14 protein-coding genes are annotated in these 20,090 nt (G+C 66.2%); 7 read left to right on the top strand and 7 right to left on the bottom strand.

Going from position 1 to position 20,090, the window contains the following annotated elements; all coding sequences use genetic code 11:
* Positions 1–32: 32 nt before the first annotated feature.
* The 3 genes from U5768_RS07080 to U5768_RS07070 all read left to right on the top strand — a co-directional run bounded on the left by U5768_RS07080 (position 33) and on the right by U5768_RS07070 (position 2,678).
* On the top strand, positions 33–254 hold the full coding sequence (locus U5768_RS07080) for a glycine zipper 2TM domain-containing protein (protein ID WP_322029685.1): 222 nt from the start codon (positions 33–35) through the stop codon (positions 252–254).
* A 237-nt stretch (positions 255–491) separates the two neighbouring features.
* Positions 492–848, top strand: a complete 357-nt coding sequence (locus U5768_RS07075; protein ID WP_322029684.1) for a hypothetical protein — start codon at positions 492–494, stop codon at positions 846–848.
* Between the two features lie 231 nt (positions 849–1,079).
* Positions 1,080–2,678: an L-lactate permease gene (locus tag U5768_RS07070; RefSeq protein ID WP_322029683.1), complete on the top strand. Its 1,599-nt coding sequence runs from the start codon at positions 1,080–1,082 to the stop codon at positions 2,676–2,678.
* A 110-nt stretch (positions 2,679–2,788) separates the two neighbouring features.
* Here the strand turns inward: U5768_RS07070 and bamC are convergent, their stop codons facing one another.
* On the bottom strand, positions 2,789–4,033 hold the full coding sequence (gene bamC / locus U5768_RS07065) for an outer membrane protein assembly factor BamC (RefSeq protein WP_322029682.1): 1,245 nt from the start codon (positions 4,031–4,033) through the stop codon (positions 2,789–2,791).
* A gap of 388 nt (positions 4,034–4,421) precedes the next feature.
* On the opposite strand from bamC, the gene U5768_RS07060 reads away from it, so the two are divergent.
* Positions 4,422–4,895 carry a DUF2844 domain-containing protein gene (locus tag U5768_RS07060; protein WP_322029681.1) on the top strand — a complete coding sequence of 158 codons (474 nt, stop codon included), beginning with the start codon at positions 4,422–4,424 and terminating at the stop codon, positions 4,893–4,895.
* Between the two features lie 224 nt (positions 4,896–5,119).
* Positions 5,120–6,217 (top strand): DUF3443 domain-containing protein, encoded by a 1,098-nt coding sequence (locus U5768_RS07055; protein ID WP_322029680.1) that lies wholly within the window; start codon positions 5,120–5,122, stop codon positions 6,215–6,217.
* A gap of 111 nt (positions 6,218–6,328) precedes the next feature.
* On the opposite strand, the gene U5768_RS07050 is transcribed toward U5768_RS07055, so the two are convergent.
* A complete protein-coding gene (locus U5768_RS07050; protein WP_322029679.1) occupies positions 6,329–6,913 on the bottom strand; it encodes a hypothetical protein in 585 nt (194 codons plus the stop codon).
* 131 nt (positions 6,914–7,044) lie between these two features.
* On the opposite strand from U5768_RS07050, the gene U5768_RS07045 reads away from it, so the two are divergent.
* Positions 7,045–8,781, top strand: coding sequence for a VRR-NUC domain-containing protein (locus U5768_RS07045; RefSeq protein WP_322029678.1), 1,737 nt, complete (start codon positions 7,045–7,047; stop codon positions 8,779–8,781).
* On the top strand, positions 8,778–11,081 hold the full coding sequence (locus tag U5768_RS07040) for an ATP-dependent DNA helicase (protein ID WP_322029677.1): 2,304 nt from the start codon (positions 8,778–8,780) through the stop codon (positions 11,079–11,081). The genes U5768_RS07045 and U5768_RS07040 overlap by 4 nt, the downstream gene beginning before the upstream one ends.
* A 73-nt stretch (positions 11,082–11,154) precedes the next feature.
* Here U5768_RS07040 and U5768_RS07035 read toward each other — a convergent pair whose 3' ends face one another.
* The 5 genes from U5768_RS07035 to xylB form a co-directional block, all read right to left on the bottom strand.
* Positions 11,155–14,004, bottom strand: a complete 2,850-nt coding sequence (locus tag U5768_RS07035; RefSeq protein WP_322029676.1) for an ATP-dependent Clp protease ATP-binding subunit — start codon at positions 14,002–14,004, stop codon at positions 11,155–11,157.
* A 482-nt stretch (positions 14,005–14,486) separates the two neighbouring features.
* Positions 14,487–15,686, bottom strand: a complete 1,200-nt coding sequence (locus U5768_RS07030) for a sugar ABC transporter permease (protein WP_322029675.1) — start codon at positions 15,684–15,686, stop codon at positions 14,487–14,489.
* Complete coding sequence (gene xylG / locus U5768_RS07025) at positions 15,683–17,236, bottom strand: D-xylose ABC transporter ATP-binding protein (protein ID WP_322029674.1); 1,554 nt, start codon at positions 17,234–17,236, stop codon at positions 15,683–15,685. The genes U5768_RS07030 and xylG overlap by 4 nt, the downstream gene beginning before the upstream one ends.
* Before the next feature lie 67 nt (positions 17,237–17,303).
* Positions 17,304–18,332: a D-xylose ABC transporter substrate-binding protein gene (xylF, locus tag U5768_RS07020; protein WP_322029673.1), complete on the bottom strand. Its 1,029-nt coding sequence runs from the start codon at positions 18,330–18,332 to the stop codon at positions 17,304–17,306.
* Between the two features lie 197 nt (positions 18,333–18,529).
* On the bottom strand, positions 18,530–20,020 hold the full coding sequence (xylB, locus tag U5768_RS07015) for a xylulokinase (RefSeq protein WP_322029672.1): 1,491 nt from the start codon (positions 20,018–20,020) through the stop codon (positions 18,530–18,532).
* Between the last annotated feature and the right edge of the window lie 70 nt (positions 20,021–20,090).

The following is a 20,090-nucleotide window of genomic DNA, read 5'->3' as shown; positions in this document are numbered from 1 at the left end:
ACACTCAAACGCACATGCGTGGGGAGTCGGAAATGAAAACGCTCAAACGTGCAGGCACGCTGCTGACGGTAACGACGCTCGTTGCCATGCTGGGCAGTCTTTCGGCTTGCGACGGCATGTCGACGCGCGATCGCGATACGGTCATTGGCGCAGGCGTGGGCGGCGCGGCCGGCGCCGCGATTGGCGGCAATGCGCTTTCCACCGTGGGCGGTGCGGCAGTAGGCGGCGTGATCGGCAACCAGGTTGGCAAGTAAAAAAAGCAGAACACGACACGACAGGCAACACGCCGCTCAAGGCGTGCATCAGGGAAGGATGCGCGGCGCAGACCCTCAGGGGCTGCGCCGCGTTTGCTTGAGCCTTGGGTACAGCCTTGGGCCTCCAGCAATAACGTGCGCAAAACGCCGAGGTACGGCGTAAAGTCGAACGATCGAACGGCCCAAGCCTGAAGACGATATAACCCGCGCGGCCGTTCGCCACCCGCGGAGCGCGCCATGAAACGTCCGTCTGTGTCGATGATCGCTGCCGCGAGCATGCTCCTGTCGCTTTCCGGCTGCTACTACTATTCCCCGTACGGCTACGGCCCCTACTATTACGGCACGGTGCCCGTGGCGGCCACCCAGCAAACCGCGCCAACCCCTGTCGCCGTGCCCGACGCGCAGTATCCGGGGCCACTCTATCCTTCTCCGCCCGTCGCGCTCGCCGTGCCCACGTGGCCGGCCTATCCAGCTTATCCCGCCACCTACCCCGCGTATTACCCCTACCCCGCGTACGGCTGGGGCTGGGGCGCGCCCGCCGTCTCGTTCGGCTTCGGCTACTGGGGCGGAGGCGGCGGACATTGGCATCACTGACGCCCAGGCACGCAACCGCGACGCGAAATCCCCCGCAAAACGGTGCCGGACCGTACTTTCCCTCCTTGACGCTCTCGTCGCGTTATCTATCCTCCAAGTGGGCTAGCGGGGATTGAAGCGCCGCCTTAACTCGGCCGCCTGGCCGGCCACCGAACTCCACAGCCGACGACGCGCCCCGGCGCACGCTGCCGCACTGCTGCGCCGATAACGAACCAGCATAAAGGAGACGTGATGTTCCACCAGTTGTTGACCCCCATCGGCAATTCGCTGCTATTTTCGTTTCTCGTCGCCGTGTTGCCCATTCTCACCGTGCTCGCCCTGCTCGGCTGGGCGCGGCGGCCCGCGTGGCAAGCCTCGCTCGCGGGGCTCGTGGTCGGCCTGATTGTCGCGATCGCCGGCTGGCAGTTTCCGGTCAATCTCGCGATCAGTTCGGTGCTCGCGGGCGCAGTGTTCGCGTTGTGGCCCGTGATGTGGATCGTCGTCACGGCAATCCTGCTTTACAACATCGCGTTGCGCTCGGGCCGCTTCGCGGCGTTCCGCATGTGGCTGCTCGACAATCTGCCCAACGACCGGCGCATCGTGCTCGTCGTCGTGGGCTTCTCGTTCGGCGCGCTGTTCGAAGGCATTTCCGGCTTCGGCACGCCTATCGCCATCACGAGTTCGCTGCTCATCATGCTCGGCTTCCCCACGCTCGAAGCCCTGACCTTCACGCTCATCTTCAACACGGCGCCGGTGGCCTTCGGCGCGCTGGGCGTGCCGATCACCGTGCTCGGCGCAGTCACGCACCTGCCCTCGGACCTGCTTGGCCAGATGGTCGGCCGCCAGTTGCCGTTCTTCGCGTTGCTGTTGCCGTTCTACGTCATCGCGATCTACGCGGGCGGGCGCGGCATGCTGCGCATCTGGCCGGTGCTGCTCGTCTCGGGCGGCAGCTTCGCCATCACGCAGTTCATCACGTCCAACTACATCAACTACAGCCTCACCGACGTGCTCTCGTCGCTCGTTTCGCTGATCCTCACGATCCTGTTCCTGCGCGTGTGGAAGCCCGCGGCCGATCCGCGCTTCTCGATCAAGGTCGATCGGGCGGCCGAAACGCGCGGCACCGTGACGGGCGCGCAGGGCTGGTATCCGTGGATCATCGTCGCGGCCGTGGTGATCATCTGGACCGTCGCGAAGGTCTTCACGATCGGCGACGTGAAAGTGCCGTGGCCCGGCCTCGACAAGGCCGTCTACATCACGCTCTACAACACCCCGTATGGCGCGATCTGGGACTTCCAGCCGCTCGCCACCGGCACGGCGATTCTCGTCGCGGCGATCATCACCGCGTTCGTCGTGCGACTGAAACCCGCCGACTTCGGCAAGGCAATCGTCGATACGTGGGTGCAGACGCGCATCGCCATTCTCACGGTCGCGACCATCGTCGGGCTTGCGTTCCTCATGAACTACTCGGGGCTCACCTATACGCTGGGTCTGGGCGTGGCGTCGGTCGGCGCGTTCTTTCCGCTTGTTTCGGCCTTCCTTGGCTGGGTCGCCGTGTTCCTCTCGGGCAGCGACACCTCGGGCAACGCGCTGTTCGGCAACCTGCAGGTGGTGGCCGCAAAGCAGCTCAACCTCAATCCGATCCTGATGGCGGCCACCAACTCGTCGGGCGGCGTCATGGGCAAGATGATCTCGCCGCAAAACATCGCGACGGGCGTCGCCACGACCGATCTCAAGGGCCAGGAAGGCCACGTGTTCGCGAAGACCTTCAAGCACTCGATTCTGTTGACGGTGCTGCTCGGCATTCTCGTGTGGCTGCAGCAGAACGTCCTGACGTGGATGATTCCGCACTGAGTCTTGAGCGCGCCTGAATGAAAAAAACCCGCCTGCGCGGCGAAAGCGCAGGCGGGTTTTTCTTTGGCTACGTCGTTCAGGGCCAGCCGATGCCGCCCTGAGCGCCGGGCTTAATGCAGTTCGTCGACCACGAGGCCCATGATCTCCTGCGCCGGGCGCGACGAGTCGATCTGGCCGTTGTCGTCCACGATCGCAATGCGCGTCTGATTGTCGGTCACGGCGCGCACGTTGAGCTTGTACTGCTTCGCGACCTTTTCCTTGCGGCCGTGGAAGATCTGGTTCCAGAAGCCCTGCTCGTCCGAACTCAGATCCTTCGGATCGACGTAGCGCACGTAGTAGATGCCCTTCGTGCGATCGCGGTCGTCCACCGTGAAGTTGGCGCGATCGAGCGCGATGCCCACGCGCACCCAGGCGCGGTCGTACGGTTCGCCGAGCGTGAGTTCCGTCGAGCTGTACTGGCCGGACGTGCCCTGCGCGCCGGAGTTCGACGAGCCGCTGCCCGATTGCTGGCCCACGGCCGCCACGTTCTGCGCGGCCACGGCGGCGGCTGCGGCGTCCGAGCCTTTCGCCTTCGCGTCGGTGCCCTTGCTATTGGCCTTGGCGTCGGCTTCGGCTGCAACCTGCGCGTCGGGCACGCCCGGCTTCGCGTTCGCGAGCGTCATCATGAGACGCTTGAGGTACTCGGCTTCGAGCGCGGGATCGTTGGGCTTCGGCACCCACTTGCTGGTGTCGTTATTGGTGCCGGTGAGCTGTTCGCTCAGACCCTTCTGGCTGATGAACACATAGGTGCCGCCCGCGGGCGACGTTTCGAGGCGCGTGCGGTACTTGTTGCGCTCGGCGGTCACGTATGAATTGCCCGTGGCCCACGAGAGCGTGTTGCGGATCAGGCCGTCGCTGATCTTCGGATGGGTTTCGTTCCAGTCCGTTTCCATCACGCCCTTGTCGCGCTGGTCGACCACGAGCAGGAAGCCCTGTTCCTGCCAGAAGCGGCGCACCTGCGCCCAGACCTGGTCGGGCGTGCGGCTCTCGATGACAAGCCAGCTTTCCGTGCCGTCACGCTGGATATGCATGCCCGGCACCCGCGGATCCACCTGGCTCTGATCGGACTGCGGCGCGGCCGCCTGGGTCTGCTTGAGCGAGGACAGCGAGGTTTCGCCGCCCTGCGGCGCGAGCGAGCGCTGGTCGGACGCTTCGTCGAGCATGTTCGGCGGCACAGCGAGCGAGGACTGCTTCGCCTTGGCGTCACTACGGTAATCGATCTTGCCTGGCGTCGGCGAGCTGCAGCCGGCGACCAGCCCGCCCGCCATCAGAAGCGCAAGCGCGCGCGCGGCAAGACGTTGATGAAAATCACTCATGTTCGGGTAATCCCTTCGGCTACGCCACGGCCAGTTTCCGTGGATCAACCAAACATTTTACCGGTCCGGCGGCCCGCTGTGCAAAAACCGCGGGTAAGCGCGCAATCCAGGCCGGGCATCCGCAGCGGCGATGGACGCAGGACCCCACGCCCGATTCGTCAAACCGACCTCGCCGTAACATTCATCCACATTTGACCCGGCACAGCCAGCCTGTTGGCTCCCCGCCAAACTCCTTTGGGATCAAGGGACTAACGCCAGCCGGCGCCAAAATGCCGCTTTGCGCGTCGTCACCCTTCTCACCTGAGTGACTTGCGACAACGACCCCGGTGCTAATTTCCCATCGAAATCTCAAAAAAGAGATTCATAAAAAGCAGCACCGGAGAGCGTCATGAAGACTTGCAGCCTCATCCAGGCGGGCCGCGCCGCGGCCTTCGCCTGCGTGCTCACTTGCCTGAGCTTCGCCGCCGCGCCGGCCAGCGCGGCGCTCGGCGAGATCGCAGCGGTGCCGCCCGGCGCCACGCAGCGCACCGTCGGCGGCGGCGCGGCGCGCGTCATCAGCTACGTCGACGAGGACGGCACGACCATCAACGAATACGCGGGGAGCGCCAGCGGCACGACCTTCGCGTACACGTGGCAAGGGCCGGCGCAGCCCGACGTACAAGCGCTGCTGGGCCGTTACGCAGCCGACTGGCGCAGCGCCGCCGCGGCGCTTCACGCCGCGGGCCGTGACGGCCTGCACGCCTCGCGCGTGGACGGCGCGCAGGTCGTGGTCGAGACGGCCGGTCACATGCGCGCCTATTCGGGGCGCGCGTGGCTGCCGGCCGCGCTGCCCGCAGGTGTGAGCGTCGGGGACCTGCAATGAAGGGCCGCCGGCCGCGCCCGTCAGGCGCATCTCGCATCGGCCGAAGCATTGCGCCTGCCGCACTGTTCCTGATTTGCAGCTTGTTGACGGCCTGTGGCGGCGGAGGTGGCAGCAGTGGAACCGCTGCCCCGGCCACGGGCGCCAGCGCACCCGCCAGCGCCCCGGCCTCCGCGAGCGCGCCCATTTCCGCGAGCACGCCTTCGACCACCAGCACGAGCGGCACAGTGCCGCAATCGACCACGCCCAACGTCGTGACCATCACCGTCGGCCCGACGCCTACCTCGACGCGCAACATGCTGATGGCGAGCGTCACGGTGTGCGTGCCAGGCACCACGACCTGCGCGACCGTCGACAACGTGCAGGTCGACACCGGCTCGCAGGGCCTGCGTCTGCTCGCTTCGGCGCTGCCCGCGGGCTTCGCGTTGCCCGCCGTGCCTGCCGGCGCCGGCACCGGCATCGCGGGCGAATGCGCCGTGTTCGGCACGGGCTATACGTGGGGAGCGGTGCGCAGCGCCGACGTGAAACTCGCGGGCGAAGTGGCCGCCGCGCTGCCGGTCCAGTTGATCGCCGACCCGGCCGTGCCCGCCTCCGCACCCGCGGGCTGCGCCGGCAGCGGGCTCGCGATGAACAGCGCCACGACGCTGCGCTCGAACGGCATCCTCGGCGTCGGGCCGTTCAGCGCCGATTGCGGCGCGTCCTGCGTGAGGGCGGCCATCACGCCGTGGTACTACGCGTGCCCGGCGAGCGGCTGCACGGCGAGCGCACAGCCGCTCGCGCAGCAGGTCAGCAATCCCGTGGCGGCCTTTGCCACCGACAACAACGGCGTGGTCATCGACCTGCCGGCCGTGGCGGACAGCGGCGCGTCCGCGGTAAGCGGGTCGATGATCTTCGGCATCGGCTCGCAGGCCAACAACGCGCTCGGCAGCGCGACCGTGCTGCGGGCGAACTCGGGCACCGGCTACGTGAAGACGACCACATCGGACGGCACCGTCTACTCGCTGAGTTATCTCGACACGGGTTCGAACGCGCTGTACTTCAACAGCGCAACGATGACGCGCTGCGGCTTCTGGTACTGCCCGAGTTCGCCCGTGAGCCTCGGCGCGACGATAGCGGGCATCGACGGCGTGGGCGCATCCGTGACCTTTTCGGTCGCGAGTTCGACTACGCTCCTCGCGAGCGGCAACTGGGCCTTCAGCAATCTGGCGGGCTACAACGCCAACGCGTTCGGCTGGGGGCTGCCGTTCTTCTTCGGGCGGCGCGTGTTTACTGCGATCGCCTCGCAGGTCACGCCTGCGGGCGACGGACCGTTCTTCGCGTTCTGAACGCGCTGCCGGTGGCGGCGCACGTCGCAAACGACGAAGGCCTCTAGCGAGGCCTTCATAAGCGCGGATTGCGCGGACGACGAAACGCAACAGCGAACGCGAGTGGGCGCGTTAGTCCGTCGCGGCGTTCGGGGCGGGCGTGGTTTTGGCGAGCGGCGCAGGCGCGAGCCAGCGGAACGTCGCGAGGCCGGACTCGTCGAAGGTGCACTCCGCGGCCGTCGGCATAACGACGGGCTTCTTGATGCCGAGCTTGGCAACCAGCACCGCGAGCGGCGTGGTCGGCTTCTCACCCGCCGCGCCCTGCGCCGTGGGCGCGCTGGGAACCGAAATCGTGCCGGGCAACGCACCAGCCTGCACTGCCGGCGCCGTGACCGCGGGCGCCTCCCCGGCGCTCTGCCGTGTAGCGGACGCGGCCGCCGACGCGCCCGAAGCCGCCGATGCCGACGCCCCATAAGGCGCCGACGCAACCACGACGCCCGACGCCGCACCGTTCTCCAGTTGCCCTTCGATCACCACGCGCGCGCCACGATACGTCGTCGCGCTATGCGTGACTTTCAGGTCGCCGAACGTCGTGCCGGCCAGGCGGTTACGCATCTCCTCTTCGCAGGAGCCGGTGTTGCGGTACTGCGCCGCGCATCCCGCGAGCAGGGTGACGGCGGCCGCGAGGCCGGCGAAGCATGCGTTACGTTTGTTCATTGCTCATCCGTTTTTCAGGCTGCGGCAATTGTAGCCTACGGTGCGCGGAATCCTTACGGCGCTCCCTTGCGGCGCTCGCGCCACCCGCGAGCCTGCTATCATCGCTGCTGTATATCCATACAGTGCCGCGCGTGCTCCCCGATTCTCCCGATCCGTTGTACTACCTCGCGAACTTCGAGCGCGCGCTCGCGTGGCTCGATGCGCGCTGCTCCGACCTGTTCGACGACGCCGAGCGCCGCTTCGTCGACGATTTCGCCCGAATGCCGCGAGCGTCGCGCGCCCTCTTCGTGCGCATGCTGATGCGCAAGGGACCCCATTTCCGCGCAAGCCGTCTTGCGTACGGCGAGATTGGCTGCCCGCGCGCGGCCGCGGCCCCGCTGGCTGCGGCGGGTTGGCTCGACGTCACGCCCGCGCTCGATCTCGACGCGCTCGCCGCGCTCGTGACGAAAGCCGAACTGCAAGCGCTCGCCGTGCGTCTCGGCGTTGCGAACGAGCCGCGCGTCACTCGCGCGGCCTTGCTTGAAGCGCTCGATGAGCACTACCGCGCGCACTACGCGAACGCACCCGACCCGCGCGACTGGCACGCATGGTTCCCCGCGTCAGCCGACACGGTGCTGCTATTCGCGAGCGCCTCGCTTTGCGAGCGCCTGCGCCTCATGTTTTTCGGCAACCTGCGTCAGGACTGGTCGGAGTTCGTGCTCGCCGACCTCGGCGTCTATCGCTACGAAAGCGTGCCCTTCGATCTGGCCTCGCGCGCGTTCCAGCGGCGCGAGGACATCGACACGTACCTGGCGCTGCGCGATTGCCGCGACGGTCTCGACAGCGCCGCCGCGGCCCAGGACCGGGACGCCGCAGCCGCCATCGCCGCAGCACTCGAATCGCTCGACGCGCTGGCGCCGCGCACGCACGCCAACGCGTGGCTGCGCGCGCGCCACGACAAACTGCGCCACGCGGCAGGCCTTGCCGCCGAACGCGCGGGCGAACCCGAACTCGCGTGGCGCGCCTATCTCGACTGCGGGCATCCCGAGTCGCGCTATCGACGCGTGCGCGTGCTCGAACGACTGAGCCGCCGCGAAGAAGCGCTCGCGCTCGCGCAGACCATTGCCGATGCGCCCGCGAACGAAGAGGAAGCGCAGCGCGCGGCGCGCACGCTCGGGCGTCTCGCGCGCACGAGATCGCGATCGAAGACGAACGCCGATCCGGGCTTCACGCAGATCGCGCTCGTGTTGCCGGCGGCGCCGCGAGCCGTGCGCGTCGAGGAAGCCGCGCGCGCCGCGCTCGCCACGCCGCAAGCTCCCGTGTTCTATGTCGAAAACACGCTGATCAACGCGCTCTTCGGCCTGCTCTGCTGGCCCGCGCTGTTCGCGCCGCTGCCCGGCGCGTTCTTCCATCCGTTCCAGCGCGGCCCCGCCGATCTTTACGCCGCCGACTTCGTCGCGCGCCGCGCTTCGCAGTTCGAAACATGCCTCGCCGAACTCGAAACGCACGCCTACCGCGACTCGATCTCGCGGCGCTATGCGGATAAAGCAGGCATCCAGTCGCCCTTCGTCGCATGGCCCGCGCTGAGCGACGAACTGCTGGCGCTCGCCCTCGATTGCTTTCCCGCCGCGCACCTGCGCTTGTGGTTCGAGCGGCTGCTGCGCGAACCGGTCGCCAATCGCTCGGGGTTGCCCGATCTCGTGCGCTTCTGGCCGCATGAGCGGCGTTACGAACTCATCGAGGTAAAAGGCCCCGGCGACCGCCTGCAGGACAACCAGCGCCGCTGGCTTGCGTATTGCGTGCGGCACGACATGCCCGTTTCCGTTCTGCAGGTGCGCTGGCCCGTCCTCGCCGAAGCAATGGCCGCAACGGCGTTGTCCGCGCCATGAGCTATACCGTTGCCGTGCGCACGCTATGCGAGTTCACCGCGAAGCGCGGCGACCTCGACTTGCGCTTCACGCCCTCGCCCGACGCGAGCGACGGCCGTGCCGGCCACGCGGCCATCGCGGCTCGACGTCCGCCCGGCTTCGAAACGGAAATCGCGCTTTGCGGCACGTTCGAATCGCTCACCGTGCGCGGCCGCGCCGACGGCTACGATCCCGAGCGCCACCGGCTCGAAGAATTCAAGACCTATCGCGGCGATCTCGAAGCGATGCGCGAGAATCAGCGCGCGCTGCACTGGGCGCAGTTGCGCGTATATGGCGCGCTCCTGTGCGAGAAGCTCGGCCTCGACAGGCTCGAACTCGCTTTGGTGTACTACGAAATTGGTTCTGGCCGCGAGACGGCGCTCGTCGAACATGCGAGCGCGTCGGAACTGCGCGCCGCGTTCGAAACGCAATGCCGCCGCTTCGTCGCATGGGCCGAGCAGGAAAGCGCGCACCGGTCCGCGCGAGACACCGCGCTCGCCGCGCTTGGCCTGCCGCATCCGCAGTTTCGACACGGCCAGCGCGATCTGGCCGAAGCCGTCTGGCGCGCGGCCACGCAGGGGCGCTGTTTGCTCGCGCAGGCGCCTACCGGCATCGGCAAGACCATCGGCACGCTCTTTCCGCAGTTGAAGGCCTGCCCGCGCGCGGCGATCGACAAGGTCGTGTTTCTGAGCGCGAAAAGCTCGGGACGCCAACTGGCGCTCGATGCGCTGGCAACGCTGACAAACACCCAAGAAAGTACACAGGACAAAACCGCCGCCCACCCGCAACAGGCGAACGCTCCCCTGCGCGTGCTCGAACTCGTTGCGCGCGAGAAGGCTTGCGAGCATCCCGAGGCGGCATGTCACGGCGAATCGTGCCCGCTCGCGCGCGGCTTTTACGACCGCCTGCCCGCCGCGCGCGCCGCCGCGCTCGAACGCGTGCGTCTCGATCGCGCGGCGCTGCGCGAAGTGGCGAGCGAGCACGCCGTCTGTCCTTACTACCTGGGTCAGGAAATGGCGCGCTGGAGCGACGTGATCGTCGGCGATTACAATTACTGGTTCGACGCGAGCGCGATGCTGTTCATGCTGGCCGTGCACAACCAGTGGCGCGCGAGCGTGCTCGTGGACGAAGCGCACAATCTCCCCGAGCGCGCCCGCGCGATGTACTCGGCGGAACTCGTGCAAACGCGCCTCGACACCGTGCGCCGCGCGGCGAGCCCCCCGCTCAAGCGTGCGATTGCGCGCCTGCAAAAACACTGGAATGCGCAAAACGCGGTGCTACCCGGCGCCTGGCGCGCGAGCGACGCGTTGCCCGAAGGATTCGTGGCCGCGCTCGGCGACGTGATCGGAGCGATCGGCGATCAGCTTGCCGAACCTGCCCTCATGCGCGACGCCGAACTCGAACGCTTCTATTTCGACGCGCTGCACTTCACGCGCATTGCGGAGCGCTTCGATACGCATTCGCTCTTCGATGTCACGCCGCTTGCGCAGCCGGGAACGCGCCGCCCGCGCTCGACCCTTGCGATCCGCAACATCGTGCCGGCGGATGCGCTGCGCCCCCGCATCGCCACGGCGCACAGCATGACGCTCTTTTCGGCGACGCTCTCGCCCACGCATTACTACCGCGACATGCTCGGCCTGCCCGCCAACACGGTGAACATCGACATCGACACGCCGTTTCGCGCCGAGCAGCTCGACGTGCGCATCGCGCGCCATATCTCGACGCGTTATAAGGACCGCGAACGATCGCTCGACGCGCTGGTTGCGCGCGTGTCGGCGCAGTATGCCGAACGCCCGGGCAACTATCTGTGCTTTTTCAGCAGCTACGACTATCTGCAGCAAGCCGCCGATGCATTCATGGCTCGCCATCCCCAGGTGGACGTGTGGCTGCAGTCGCGCACCATGGACGAAGCGGGCCAGCAGGCCTTCGTCGCGCGCTTCGTGGAAGGCGGCCGCGGCATTGGCTTCGCGGTGCTGGGCGGCGCATTCGGCGAGGGCATCGATCTGCCGGGCACGCGCCTCATCGGCACGTTCATCGCCACGCTCGGCATGCCCCAGGTGAACGCCATAAACGAGGCGATGCGCGCGCGCATGGATACGCTTTACGGCGATGGTTTCGACTACACGTACCTCATTCCGGGCCTGCGCAAGGTCGTGCAGGCCGCGGGGCGCGTGATCCGCACCGAGCACGATCGCGGCGTCGTGCATCTGCTCGACGACCGCTTCGCGCAGCCCGGCGTACGCGCGCTGCTGCCAGCGTGGTGGCACATCGCATCCAGTTGATACGGACGCCGAATCATTCACGCGCGAAAAAAACCGGCGCACTTTTCGGTGCGCCGGCGTGTGTACGGTTCGATCAAGCCGGCTTCGTCTTTCCCGCGCCCTTGCCGTTCTTCCTGGGCGGAGGCGGCGGGTCGCCTTCCATGTCGTCGGCGGCCATTTCGTTCGCGATTTCATCGACCGGCGGGGACTCGGCTTTCTTCGGCTTCTTCGGCGTCCTGTTCTCCTTTACGTCGGGCGGCACGGCGATCTTGCTGATCGTCACTTCCTCGTTCGTCTTGTCGTAACCGATCTCGACGGTATCGCCCGACTGCAGCGCGTCGCCGAGTATTTCCCTCGCAAGGCGCGTTTCCACTTCCTGGCGAATCTGCCGCTTGAGTTCGCGCGCGCCGAATTCCGGCTGATAGCCGGCCTCCACGAGATGATCGATCAGCGTTTGCCCCATCAACAGCGTGATGCCTTGCGCCGCCGCCGTGCGCGTGACGCGTTCGAGCTGGATCTGCACGATCGAGCGAATGTTGTCGCGCGAGAGCGCATGGAACACGATGATCTCGTCGATGCGATTAAGGAACTCGGGCCGGAAATGGCCCTTGAGTACCTTCATGAGTTCCGCGCGGACCGTTTTCTCGTCGAGGCGCGACTTCTCGGGGCGCTCCAGGTTGTCCATGATGATCGACGCGCCCAGGTTGCTCGTGGCGATCAGGATCGTGTTGCTGAAATCGACCACGCGGCCTTTGCCATCGGTCAGGCGCCCGTCGTCGAACACCTGCAGCAGCACGTTGTAGACATCGGCGTGCGCCTTTTCGATCTCGTCGAGCAGAATTACGCTATACGGCCGGCGACGCACGCGCTCGGTGAGCTGGCCGCCCTCGTCGTAGCCCACGTAACCCGGCGGCGCGCCAATGAGCCGCGCCACGGCGTGGCGCTCCATATACTCGCTCATGTCGATGCGGATGATGGCCTGCTCGTCGCCGAACACGGTTTCCGCCAGCGCCTTCGCAAGCTCGGTCTTGCCCACGCCGGTCGGCCCGAGGAACAGGAAGGTCGCGATCGGCCGATTCGACTGGCCGAGGCCCGCGCGAGAAAGGCGCACGGCGTCGCTCACGGCCACCACGGCGTCCTCCTGCCCCACCACGCGCTCGCGCAGCGTCTCTTCCATCTTGAGCAGCTTCTGGCGCTCTTCCTGCGTGAGGTCCGCAACGGGAATGCCGGTGAGCCGCGATACGACTTCCGCAATGGACGCCACCGTGACTTCAAGCGTTTCCGAGCCGGTCTTGCGCTGCCACGCTTCGGTGAGTTCGTCGAGCTTCGTCTGCTTTTCGTTGATGCGCTCTTCGAATCCCTTGGCCTCGTCGAAGCGCTTGCGCGAAGACGCGTAATCCTGCTCGCGCCTGAGCTGCGCGATTTCCGCTTCGAGTTCCTGCATGTCGGCGGGGCGCGAGGTCGAACCGATGCGCACGCGAGCCGCGGCCTGATCGATGAGATCGATCGCCTTGTCCGGCAAGAAGCGCGACGTGATGTAGCGGTCCGACAACTCGGCGGCGGCCACGAAGGCGTCGTCGGCGAACGTCACCTGATGGTGCGCCTCGAGTTTGTCGCGCAGACCGCGCAGGATCACGATGGTTTGCTCCACCGTGGGCTCCGGCACGAGCACGGGCTGAAAGCGCCGTTCGAGCGCCGCGTCTTTTTCGATGTACTTCTGGTACTCGTTGAGCGTCGTGGCGCCGATGAGACTCAACTCCCCGCGCGCCAAAGCGGGCTTGAGCACATTGGCGATGTCGAGCCCCCCTTCGCCGCCGCCCTGCCCCGCGCCGACGATCGTGTGCAATTCGTCGATGAAGAGAATCAGTTCGTCGTGCTTCGCGGTCACCTCGTCGATCAATTGCTTCGCGCGTTCCTCGAACTCGCCGCGATATTTCGCGCCCGCGACCATCGAGTTGATGTTCACCTCCACGAGCCGCTTGCCGCGCAGCACCTCGGGCACGTCGCCGTTCACGATGCGCTGCGCGAGCCCTTCCACGATGGCGGTCTTGCCCACACCGGGCTCGCCGATCAGCACCGGGTTGTTTTTCTTGCGCCGCGCGAGCACCTCGATCGTGTTCTCGATTTCCTGCGCGCGGCCCAGCACGGGATCGAGCTTGCCTTGCCGCGCCATGTTGGTGAGGTCGCGGCCGAACTTGTCGAGCGTGGGCGTGCCCGTGGGCGCATCCACGCGGCCATCTTCCGCGCCCTTGCCCACGACCTTCACGACCTTCTGGCGCAACGCCTCGGGCGTGACGCCGTATTTCTTGAGCAGCGTGCCCGCAATGCTGTCGGGCACGGCAGCGAGACCGATCAGCAGATGCTCGGGGCCGACATACGAATGGCCGAGATCGCGCGACGCCTGAAACGCGAACTGAAACGCTTTCTTCAGGCGCGGCGAAATCGTCATCTTGTCGATAGGCGCGTCGGGCGAAGCCGTGCCCTTCTGCGCGTGCTGATCGATATAGCCTTTGATGTCCTGCGGCGAGAGCTTCAACTCCTTCAGGAGTGCTGCGCAAACATCGGTGTCGGCGAGCACGTACAGCAGATGTTCGGTGTCGAGTTCGTTACGCTGCAATTCGTGGGCTTTTTCCGCGGCGCGCTGCAGGATTTCGAGCGTCTGCTCGCTGAACGCATCGGTCGCGTCCACGGATTCGCGCGGCACCTCGGCGGCGAGATCGTGTCCGTCGTCGTCATGCTCGTCCTCGCCGCCCTGTCCGCCGAAAAAGCGCGACAGTCCGCTGCCGCCCAGCAGCGAGTCGAACGGGTTGAGCATGCTTTGGTGACGCATCAGTTGGCGGTAGTCGTAGTCGCAGATCGACATGGACTTGCGCTGCCCGTTTTGCACGACAGTCACGCGCGCAACGGCAGGCCGGGTATTGCAGATTTCGCAAAGTGTGGGCATGGTCGGCTTGTCTCCGGAAGATCGGAATCGCGCCGCCGTAGTTGGCAAAATCCTCGCACAACCTCGCGGCGCGATTCGGTGCAACGCGACCGTTCATGCAGCGGTTGCACCAGCAAAGCGACACATCGGCGAGCACGCGCGCAAACACCTGCCGCGCCGTGCTGTGGCTGACGATAACCTTGCGGACGGAATGGATCGCGCGCGTCGCGTGCGAACGCCGCCCGGCACAGGTGCAAACGATTGTGGCAGGAAACGATTGCCAACGCGTCGAACCTGCAACGCGCCGCGTGCAAAGAAAAAGGGCGGGACATTCAGTCCCGCCCTGAGGGCGCGCTCGCAGGCGCGCGAGGAGAGCAACTGCGCGTGACAATCATCCGCTTGCGAGGCTTCGCGGTGTTGCGTCGAATGTCATGCGCGGTGCAAGAACACTTTGATCAGACCGATTCCATCGGCATGTTTGCTATCGAATGGCCGCAGGTTGTTCAGCGGCGGTTCGAGCCCGACACTACGTCGATCCACACGGCGAGCACGAGAATGCCGCCCTTCACGATCATCTGCCAGTACGCATCCACGTCGAGCATCGACATGCCGTTATCGAGGCTCGCCATCACGAGCGCGCCGATCAGCGCGCCATACACGGTGCCCGAGCCGCCGCGCATCGACGTGCCGCCGATAAAGCACGCGGCGATCGCATCAAGTTCGCCCATCGTGCCCGCCGAGGGCGAACCCGCCGCGAGACGCGCCGTATTGACGATGCCGGCGAACGCGCACATGAGCCCCATGAGCGCGAAGATCACGAGCTTCACGCGGTTCGTGTTGACGCCCGAAAGACGCGTGGCTTCGAGGTTCGAGCCCACCGCATAGATGCGGCGGCCGAACACGGTTTGCGTGGCGATCCATGTGAAGATACCGAGCAGCGCGAGCAGCAGCAGCACGGGCACCGGAATGCCGCCATAGCTGTCGAGCATCAGCACGAACGCAAGCAAAATCGCGCCCGCACCGACAATCTTCACGCCGTCCTGCCAGAGCGGCACGACGCTCAACTGATAGCGCCTGCGGTTCGCGCGTTGGCGCACCGTGAGCACGGCGAGCAGCACGAAGAGCGCGAGCGCCAGCACGTCGCCGGCTACGCGCGGCAAATAACCCTGGCCTAAAAACACGAAGTGATCGGACACCGGCGCGATGGTCGAGCCGCCCGTGATACCGAGCAGCACACCCCGAAACGCGAGCATGCCGCCGAGACCCACGATGAACGACGGCACGCGGCGATACGTGGACCACCAGCCGTTGAAAAGCCCGACCAGCACGCCGAGCACGAGCACCGCCGGCACCGTCGCGCCGATGGGCCAGCCGCGGTTCACGTCGAGAATCGCGGCCACGCCGCCGAGCAAGCCCAGCAGCGAGCCGACCGAAAGATCGATTTCGCCCGCGATGATGACGAACACCATGCCGCACGCGAGCATGCCGGTGATCGACATCTGCCGCAGCAGGTTCGACACGTTGCGCGGCGTGACGAACGCGCCATGCGTGAGCAGCGAAAAGAACAGCCAGATCACGGCCACTGCGAGCAGCAGCGCGAGGATCTTGTAGCGCGCGAAGAGTTGCTGGAAACGCATGGCGAAGCCGTTGCCGGCTTGCGGTAGTTCTTCGCGCGCGCCTTGGGTCGTGACGTCGGGGGTCATACTGCACTCGCTATATCGGGTTGGGCGCGCACGCTCTGGATCGCCGCGCCAAGAATGTCTTCCTGCGTGAGGTCTTCATTGACGAAGTCGCCGCGCAACTCGCCCTCGCCGATCACGAGCACGCGGTCGCTGATGCCCAGCACCTCGGGCAACTCGGACGACACCATCACGATCGCCACGCCGCGTTTGGCCAACTGGAAGATCAGCTTGTAGATTTCGTACTTCGCGCCGACGTCCACGCCGCGCGTCGGCTCGTCGAGGATCAGCACCTTCGGGTCGGTGAGCAGCATCTTGGTGAGCACCGCCTTTTGCTGGTTGCCGCCCGAGAGGCTCGCAATCGACAGCATGGGGTTCGCCGCTCGCACCGAAAGGCGCTGCATCTCCGTGCGGATCGTGTCGAGTTCGGCGGCCTCGTCGATGCGTCCGCGCTTCGAGAAGCGTTGCAGCACCGAGAGCGTGATGTTGTGCCCCACGCCCAGTTGCGGCACGATGCCGTGGCGCTTGCGGTCCTCGGGCACCATCGCGATGCCCGCATTGATCGCGTCGAGCGGCGAACGGATTTTCAGCGGCTTGCCTTCGAGCACCACCGTCGCCGTGCATGCGCCCGCATACGCGCCGAAGATCGCCTGCATCGTTTCCGTGCGGCCCGCGCCCACGAGCCCCGCCACGCCCAGAATCTCGCCGCGCCGCACCGCGAACGACACGTCGTCCACGCGCTTGCGGCGCGGATTCGTCACGTCGTAGCAGGTCACGTTGCGTGCCTCGAACACGACCTCGCCGATGTCGTGCGGCTCGCGTGGAAAGAGATTGCGGATCTCGCGCCCCACCATCATCGCGATGATGCGATCGGTGGTGAGCGCCGCCATCGGCTCGGTGGCCACGTGGCGGCCGTCGCGGATCACGCTCACGGTGTCGCACACGGCTTCGACCTCGTCGAGCTTGTGCGAGATGTAGACGCACGCCACGCCGCGGCGCTTCAGATCGCGCACGATGTCGAGCAGGATCTTCGTTTCCGCCGCCGTGAGCGAGGACGACGGCTCGTCGAGAATCAGCAGCTTCGCACGCTTGTTCAGCGCCTTCGCGATCTCGATGAGCTGCTGATGGCCGCCGCCATAGTTCATCACAGGCTGCGCCACGTTGATGGCGTCGATGTTCAGCTCGCGCAGCAATTCGTCGGCGCGCTGGTACATCGCCGCGAAATTCATGCGGCCGCCCGGCAGCGTGATTTCGTTGCCGAGAAAAATGTTTTCGGCCACCGTTAGCTCGGGCACGAGCATCAATTCCTGGTGGATGATGACGATGCCCGCGCGTTCGGTGTCGCGCACGCTCTGCGCTTCGAGCGGCGCGCCCTCCCAACGGATCTCGCCGCTCCAGGTGCCGTGCGGGTACACGCCCGAGAGCACCTTCATGAGCGTGGATTTGCCGGCGCCGTTCTCGCCGCACAGGCCCACGCATTCGCCGGGCCGCACCGTGAGGTCGATGCCGTCGAGCGCTTTCACGCCCGCAAAGGACTTGACGATGCCGCGCATCGTCAGCAAAGGTTCGGTCATACGCTGGTTACTCGCTGCGACGGCCCGCGCGCCCTTCGGGAGCGCGCGGGCCGTCTGGCCGTGAACGTTACTGGCTTGCCAGTTGCGCCTGCGTGTAGAAGCCGTCCTTCACGACGACGTCCACGTTGCTCTTCGTGAGCAGCGTCGGCTGCAGCAGCACCGTATCGACCTTCTTCTTGCCGTTGTCGTACTGCGCGTTGTACGCGGGCTTCTGGCCCTTCGCGAGATCGACCGCAAGCTTGGCGGCTTCGCCCGCGATGAGCTTGAGCGGCTTGTAGACCGTCATGGTCTGCGTGCCCGCCACCACGCGCTTGACCGCCGCGAGGTCCGCGTCCTGGCCCGATACCGGCACCTTGCCCGCGAGATGCTGCGCGGCGAGCGCCTGGATTGCGCCGCCCGCCGTGCCGTCGTTCGAGGCGACGACGGCGTCGATCTTGTTGTTGTTCGCGGTGAGCGCGTCTTCCATGATGCGCAGAGCCGTCGACGCGCTCCATTCCGGCACCCACTGCTGGCCGACCAGCTTGATGTCGCCGCGGTCGATGGCGGGCTTCAGAACCTTCAGTTGTCCTTCACGAAGCATCTTCGCGTTGTTGTCGGTCGGCGCGCCGCCCAGCAGGAAGTAGTTGCCCTTGGGCTGCGCATCGTAGACGCCCTTCGCCTGAAGCTCGCCCACTTTCTCGTTGTCGAAAGAGATGTACGCGTCGATATCGGCGTCGAGAATCAGGCGGTCGTACGACACGACCTTGATGCCCGCCTTCTTCGCTTCGGCGACGACGTTGCCAAGCGTCTTCGAATTGAACGGGACGATCACGATGACGTCCACGCCACGCGAAATGAGGTTTTCGATCTGCGAAATCTGGCGTTCTTCGCTGGCGTCGGCCGACTGCACCGACACCTTCGCGCCCATCTTTTCCGCGGCGGCGACGAAATAATCGCGGTCGCGCGACCAGCGCTCGACACGCAGGTCGTCGATACAGAAGCCGATCTCCGGATGATCCTTGCTGGCGTGCGCGAGCGGCGCGGCAAGCGACAGGCTCGCGAGCACGGCTCCACATACGAGCGAACTCAGCACTGAACGACGTTTGGCGAAATTCATGTCTCCATACTCCTCTTGATGCCGATGCGAAAGACGCGCGCGTACGCGTCGCCGCCGCAGGCGATGGTTATCGGGGTGTTGCCAATGTCATTGCGAAACACACGCGAAACGGCACAGCGTGCGGTATCACTTTAGGACTACCAATCGACTGCACGACTACACTGGCCGCGCAGTTTTTTCTGCGCCGGCGCCGCTACTCAGGCGCCGGTTGCGAAAACCGGTTCGAGCGCGCGATACAACGCGCGAAAGGTTGGACGGCGGGCGTCGCGGTACCAGGCGTGGCGAGCGGCATCCGGCTCGCGAATCGCCAGCACGGGAGGTTGCGGACACACTTCGTCGAGCGACGCGCCCGGCTCGAGCGCGAGATGCGCGAGGCGCGCGGCGCCCAGCGCCGGCCCCACCTCACCGCCCGCACGCAGCGTGAGCGCGCGGCCGCTGATATCGGCGAGCATCTGCGTCCACCAGGCGCTGCGCGAGCCGCCGCCAATGACCGTAATCGTTTCGGGCACGAGCCCTGCCGCGTGCAGCGCGTCCATCCCGTCGAGCAGCGCGAAGCCCACGCCTTCCAGCGTCGCGTTGGCGAGATCGGCGCGCGATGTTTGCGGCGTCATGCCGTAGAACACGCCCTTCGCGTTGACGTTGTTGTGCGGCGTGCGCTCGCCGCTCAGGTACGGCAGGAACCACGGACGGCGCGCGTCGCGCCCGGCGTTCGAATTCGCCTCGGCGTCGGCGAGCAGCGCGGCGACGCTTTCGTATCCGGTAAGCTGCGCCGTGAAGTCGAGGCAACTCGCCGCGTTGAGCATCACCGACATCAAATGCCACGTATGCGGCAACGCATGGCAGAAGCTGTGCACGGCGGAATCGGGATTGGCGAGAAAACCGTCCGACACCGCGAAATAGACGCCCGACGTACCGAGCGACAGCATGGCGTCGCCGGGCCGCACGATGCCCACGCCCACGGCGCCCGCCGCGTTGTCGCCGCCGCCCGCCACGACCGGAATTTCGCGCAGACCGAATTGGCGCGCGAGTTCGGGCCGAAGCAGGCCCGTGACCTGATTCCCTTCGAATACGTCCGGCATTTGCGCGCGCGTGAGGCCGCATGCCGAAAGCAAGGTCTCGCTATAGTCGCGCTTCGCAATGTCGAGCCACAGCGTGCCGGCGGCGTCGGAGGGATCGGTGGCGAACACGCCCGTGAGCAGCCAGCGCAAATAGTCTTTCGGCAACAGCACATGCGCGATGCGCGCGAAGATCTCCGGCTCGTGCTTGCGCACCCAGAGCAGCTTCGGCGCCGTGAAACCCGGCATCGCGAGATTGCCCGCGACGGCGTGCAACTGCGGCACGGCCCGTTCGAGTTCGACACATTCGGTGTCCGAACGACCATCGTTCCACAAGATGGCGGGACGCAGCACCTCGCCCTGGGCGTCGAGCAGCGTCGCGCCGTGCATCTGGCCCGTGAGGCCAAGCGCCTCGATACGCTCGGGGTCGATGCCGCGCCCGCGCGCCTCGTCGATGAGTGCGCGCAATGCGCTCTGCGTGGCGAGCCACCAGTCTTGCGGCGCCTGCTCCGACCAGCGCGGCTGCGGCCGGCTCACGGTGAGCGGCGCGCTCGCGCTGCCGAGCACGTCGCCCGCGCGATCGAGCAGCACGGCCTTCACGCCCGACGTGCCGAGGTCGATACCGATGAACATGTCTCCGTCCTTCTTTTTTGCGCCAGTTTGCCTTCTATGGAAACTGGCGCAATTGCGAATTTGACGGCGC

Source organism: Paraburkholderia sp. J76, assembly GCF_905220295.1.
GTDB lineage: Bacteria > Pseudomonadota > Gammaproteobacteria > Burkholderiales > Burkholderiaceae > Paraburkholderia.
This window is presented reverse-complemented; position numbering and strand designations above follow the sequence as displayed.

Excerpts from the sequence above, each read along its gene's own strand:
- xylF (WP_322029673.1), bottom strand. The coding sequence starts at position 18,332 with ATGAATTTCGCCAAACGTCGTTCAGTGCTGAGTTCGCTCGTATGTGGA.
- bamC (WP_322029682.1), bottom strand. The coding sequence starts at position 4,033 with ATGAGTGATTTTCATCAACGTCTTGCCGCGCGCGCGCTTGCGCTTCTG.
- U5768_RS07035 (WP_322029676.1), bottom strand. The coding sequence starts at position 14,004 with ATGCCCACACTTTGCGAAATCTGCAATACCCGGCCTGCCGTTGCGCGC.
- U5768_RS07030 (WP_322029675.1), bottom strand. The coding sequence starts at position 15,686 with ATGACCCCCGACGTCACGACCCAAGGCGCGCGCGAAGAACTACCGCAA.
- U5768_RS07050 (WP_322029679.1), bottom strand. The coding sequence starts at position 6,913 with ATGAACAAACGTAACGCATGCTTCGCCGGCCTCGCGGCCGCCGTCACC.
- U5768_RS07040 (WP_322029677.1), top strand. The coding sequence starts at position 8,778 with ATGAGCTATACCGTTGCCGTGCGCACGCTATGCGAGTTCACCGCGAAG.
- U5768_RS07075 (WP_322029684.1), top strand. The coding sequence starts at position 492 with ATGAAACGTCCGTCTGTGTCGATGATCGCTGCCGCGAGCATGCTCCTG.
- xylB (WP_322029672.1), bottom strand. The coding sequence starts at position 20,020 with ATGTTCATCGGTATCGACCTCGGCACGTCGGGCGTGAAGGCCGTGCTG.
- U5768_RS07060 (WP_322029681.1), top strand. The coding sequence starts at position 4,422 with ATGAAGACTTGCAGCCTCATCCAGGCGGGCCGCGCCGCGGCCTTCGCC.
- xylG (WP_322029674.1), bottom strand. The coding sequence starts at position 17,236 with ATGACCGAACCTTTGCTGACGATGCGCGGCATCGTCAAGTCCTTTGCG.
- U5768_RS07070 (WP_322029683.1), top strand. The coding sequence starts at position 1,080 with ATGTTCCACCAGTTGTTGACCCCCATCGGCAATTCGCTGCTATTTTCG.
- U5768_RS07080 (WP_322029685.1), top strand. The coding sequence starts at position 33 with ATGAAAACGCTCAAACGTGCAGGCACGCTGCTGACGGTAACGACGCTC.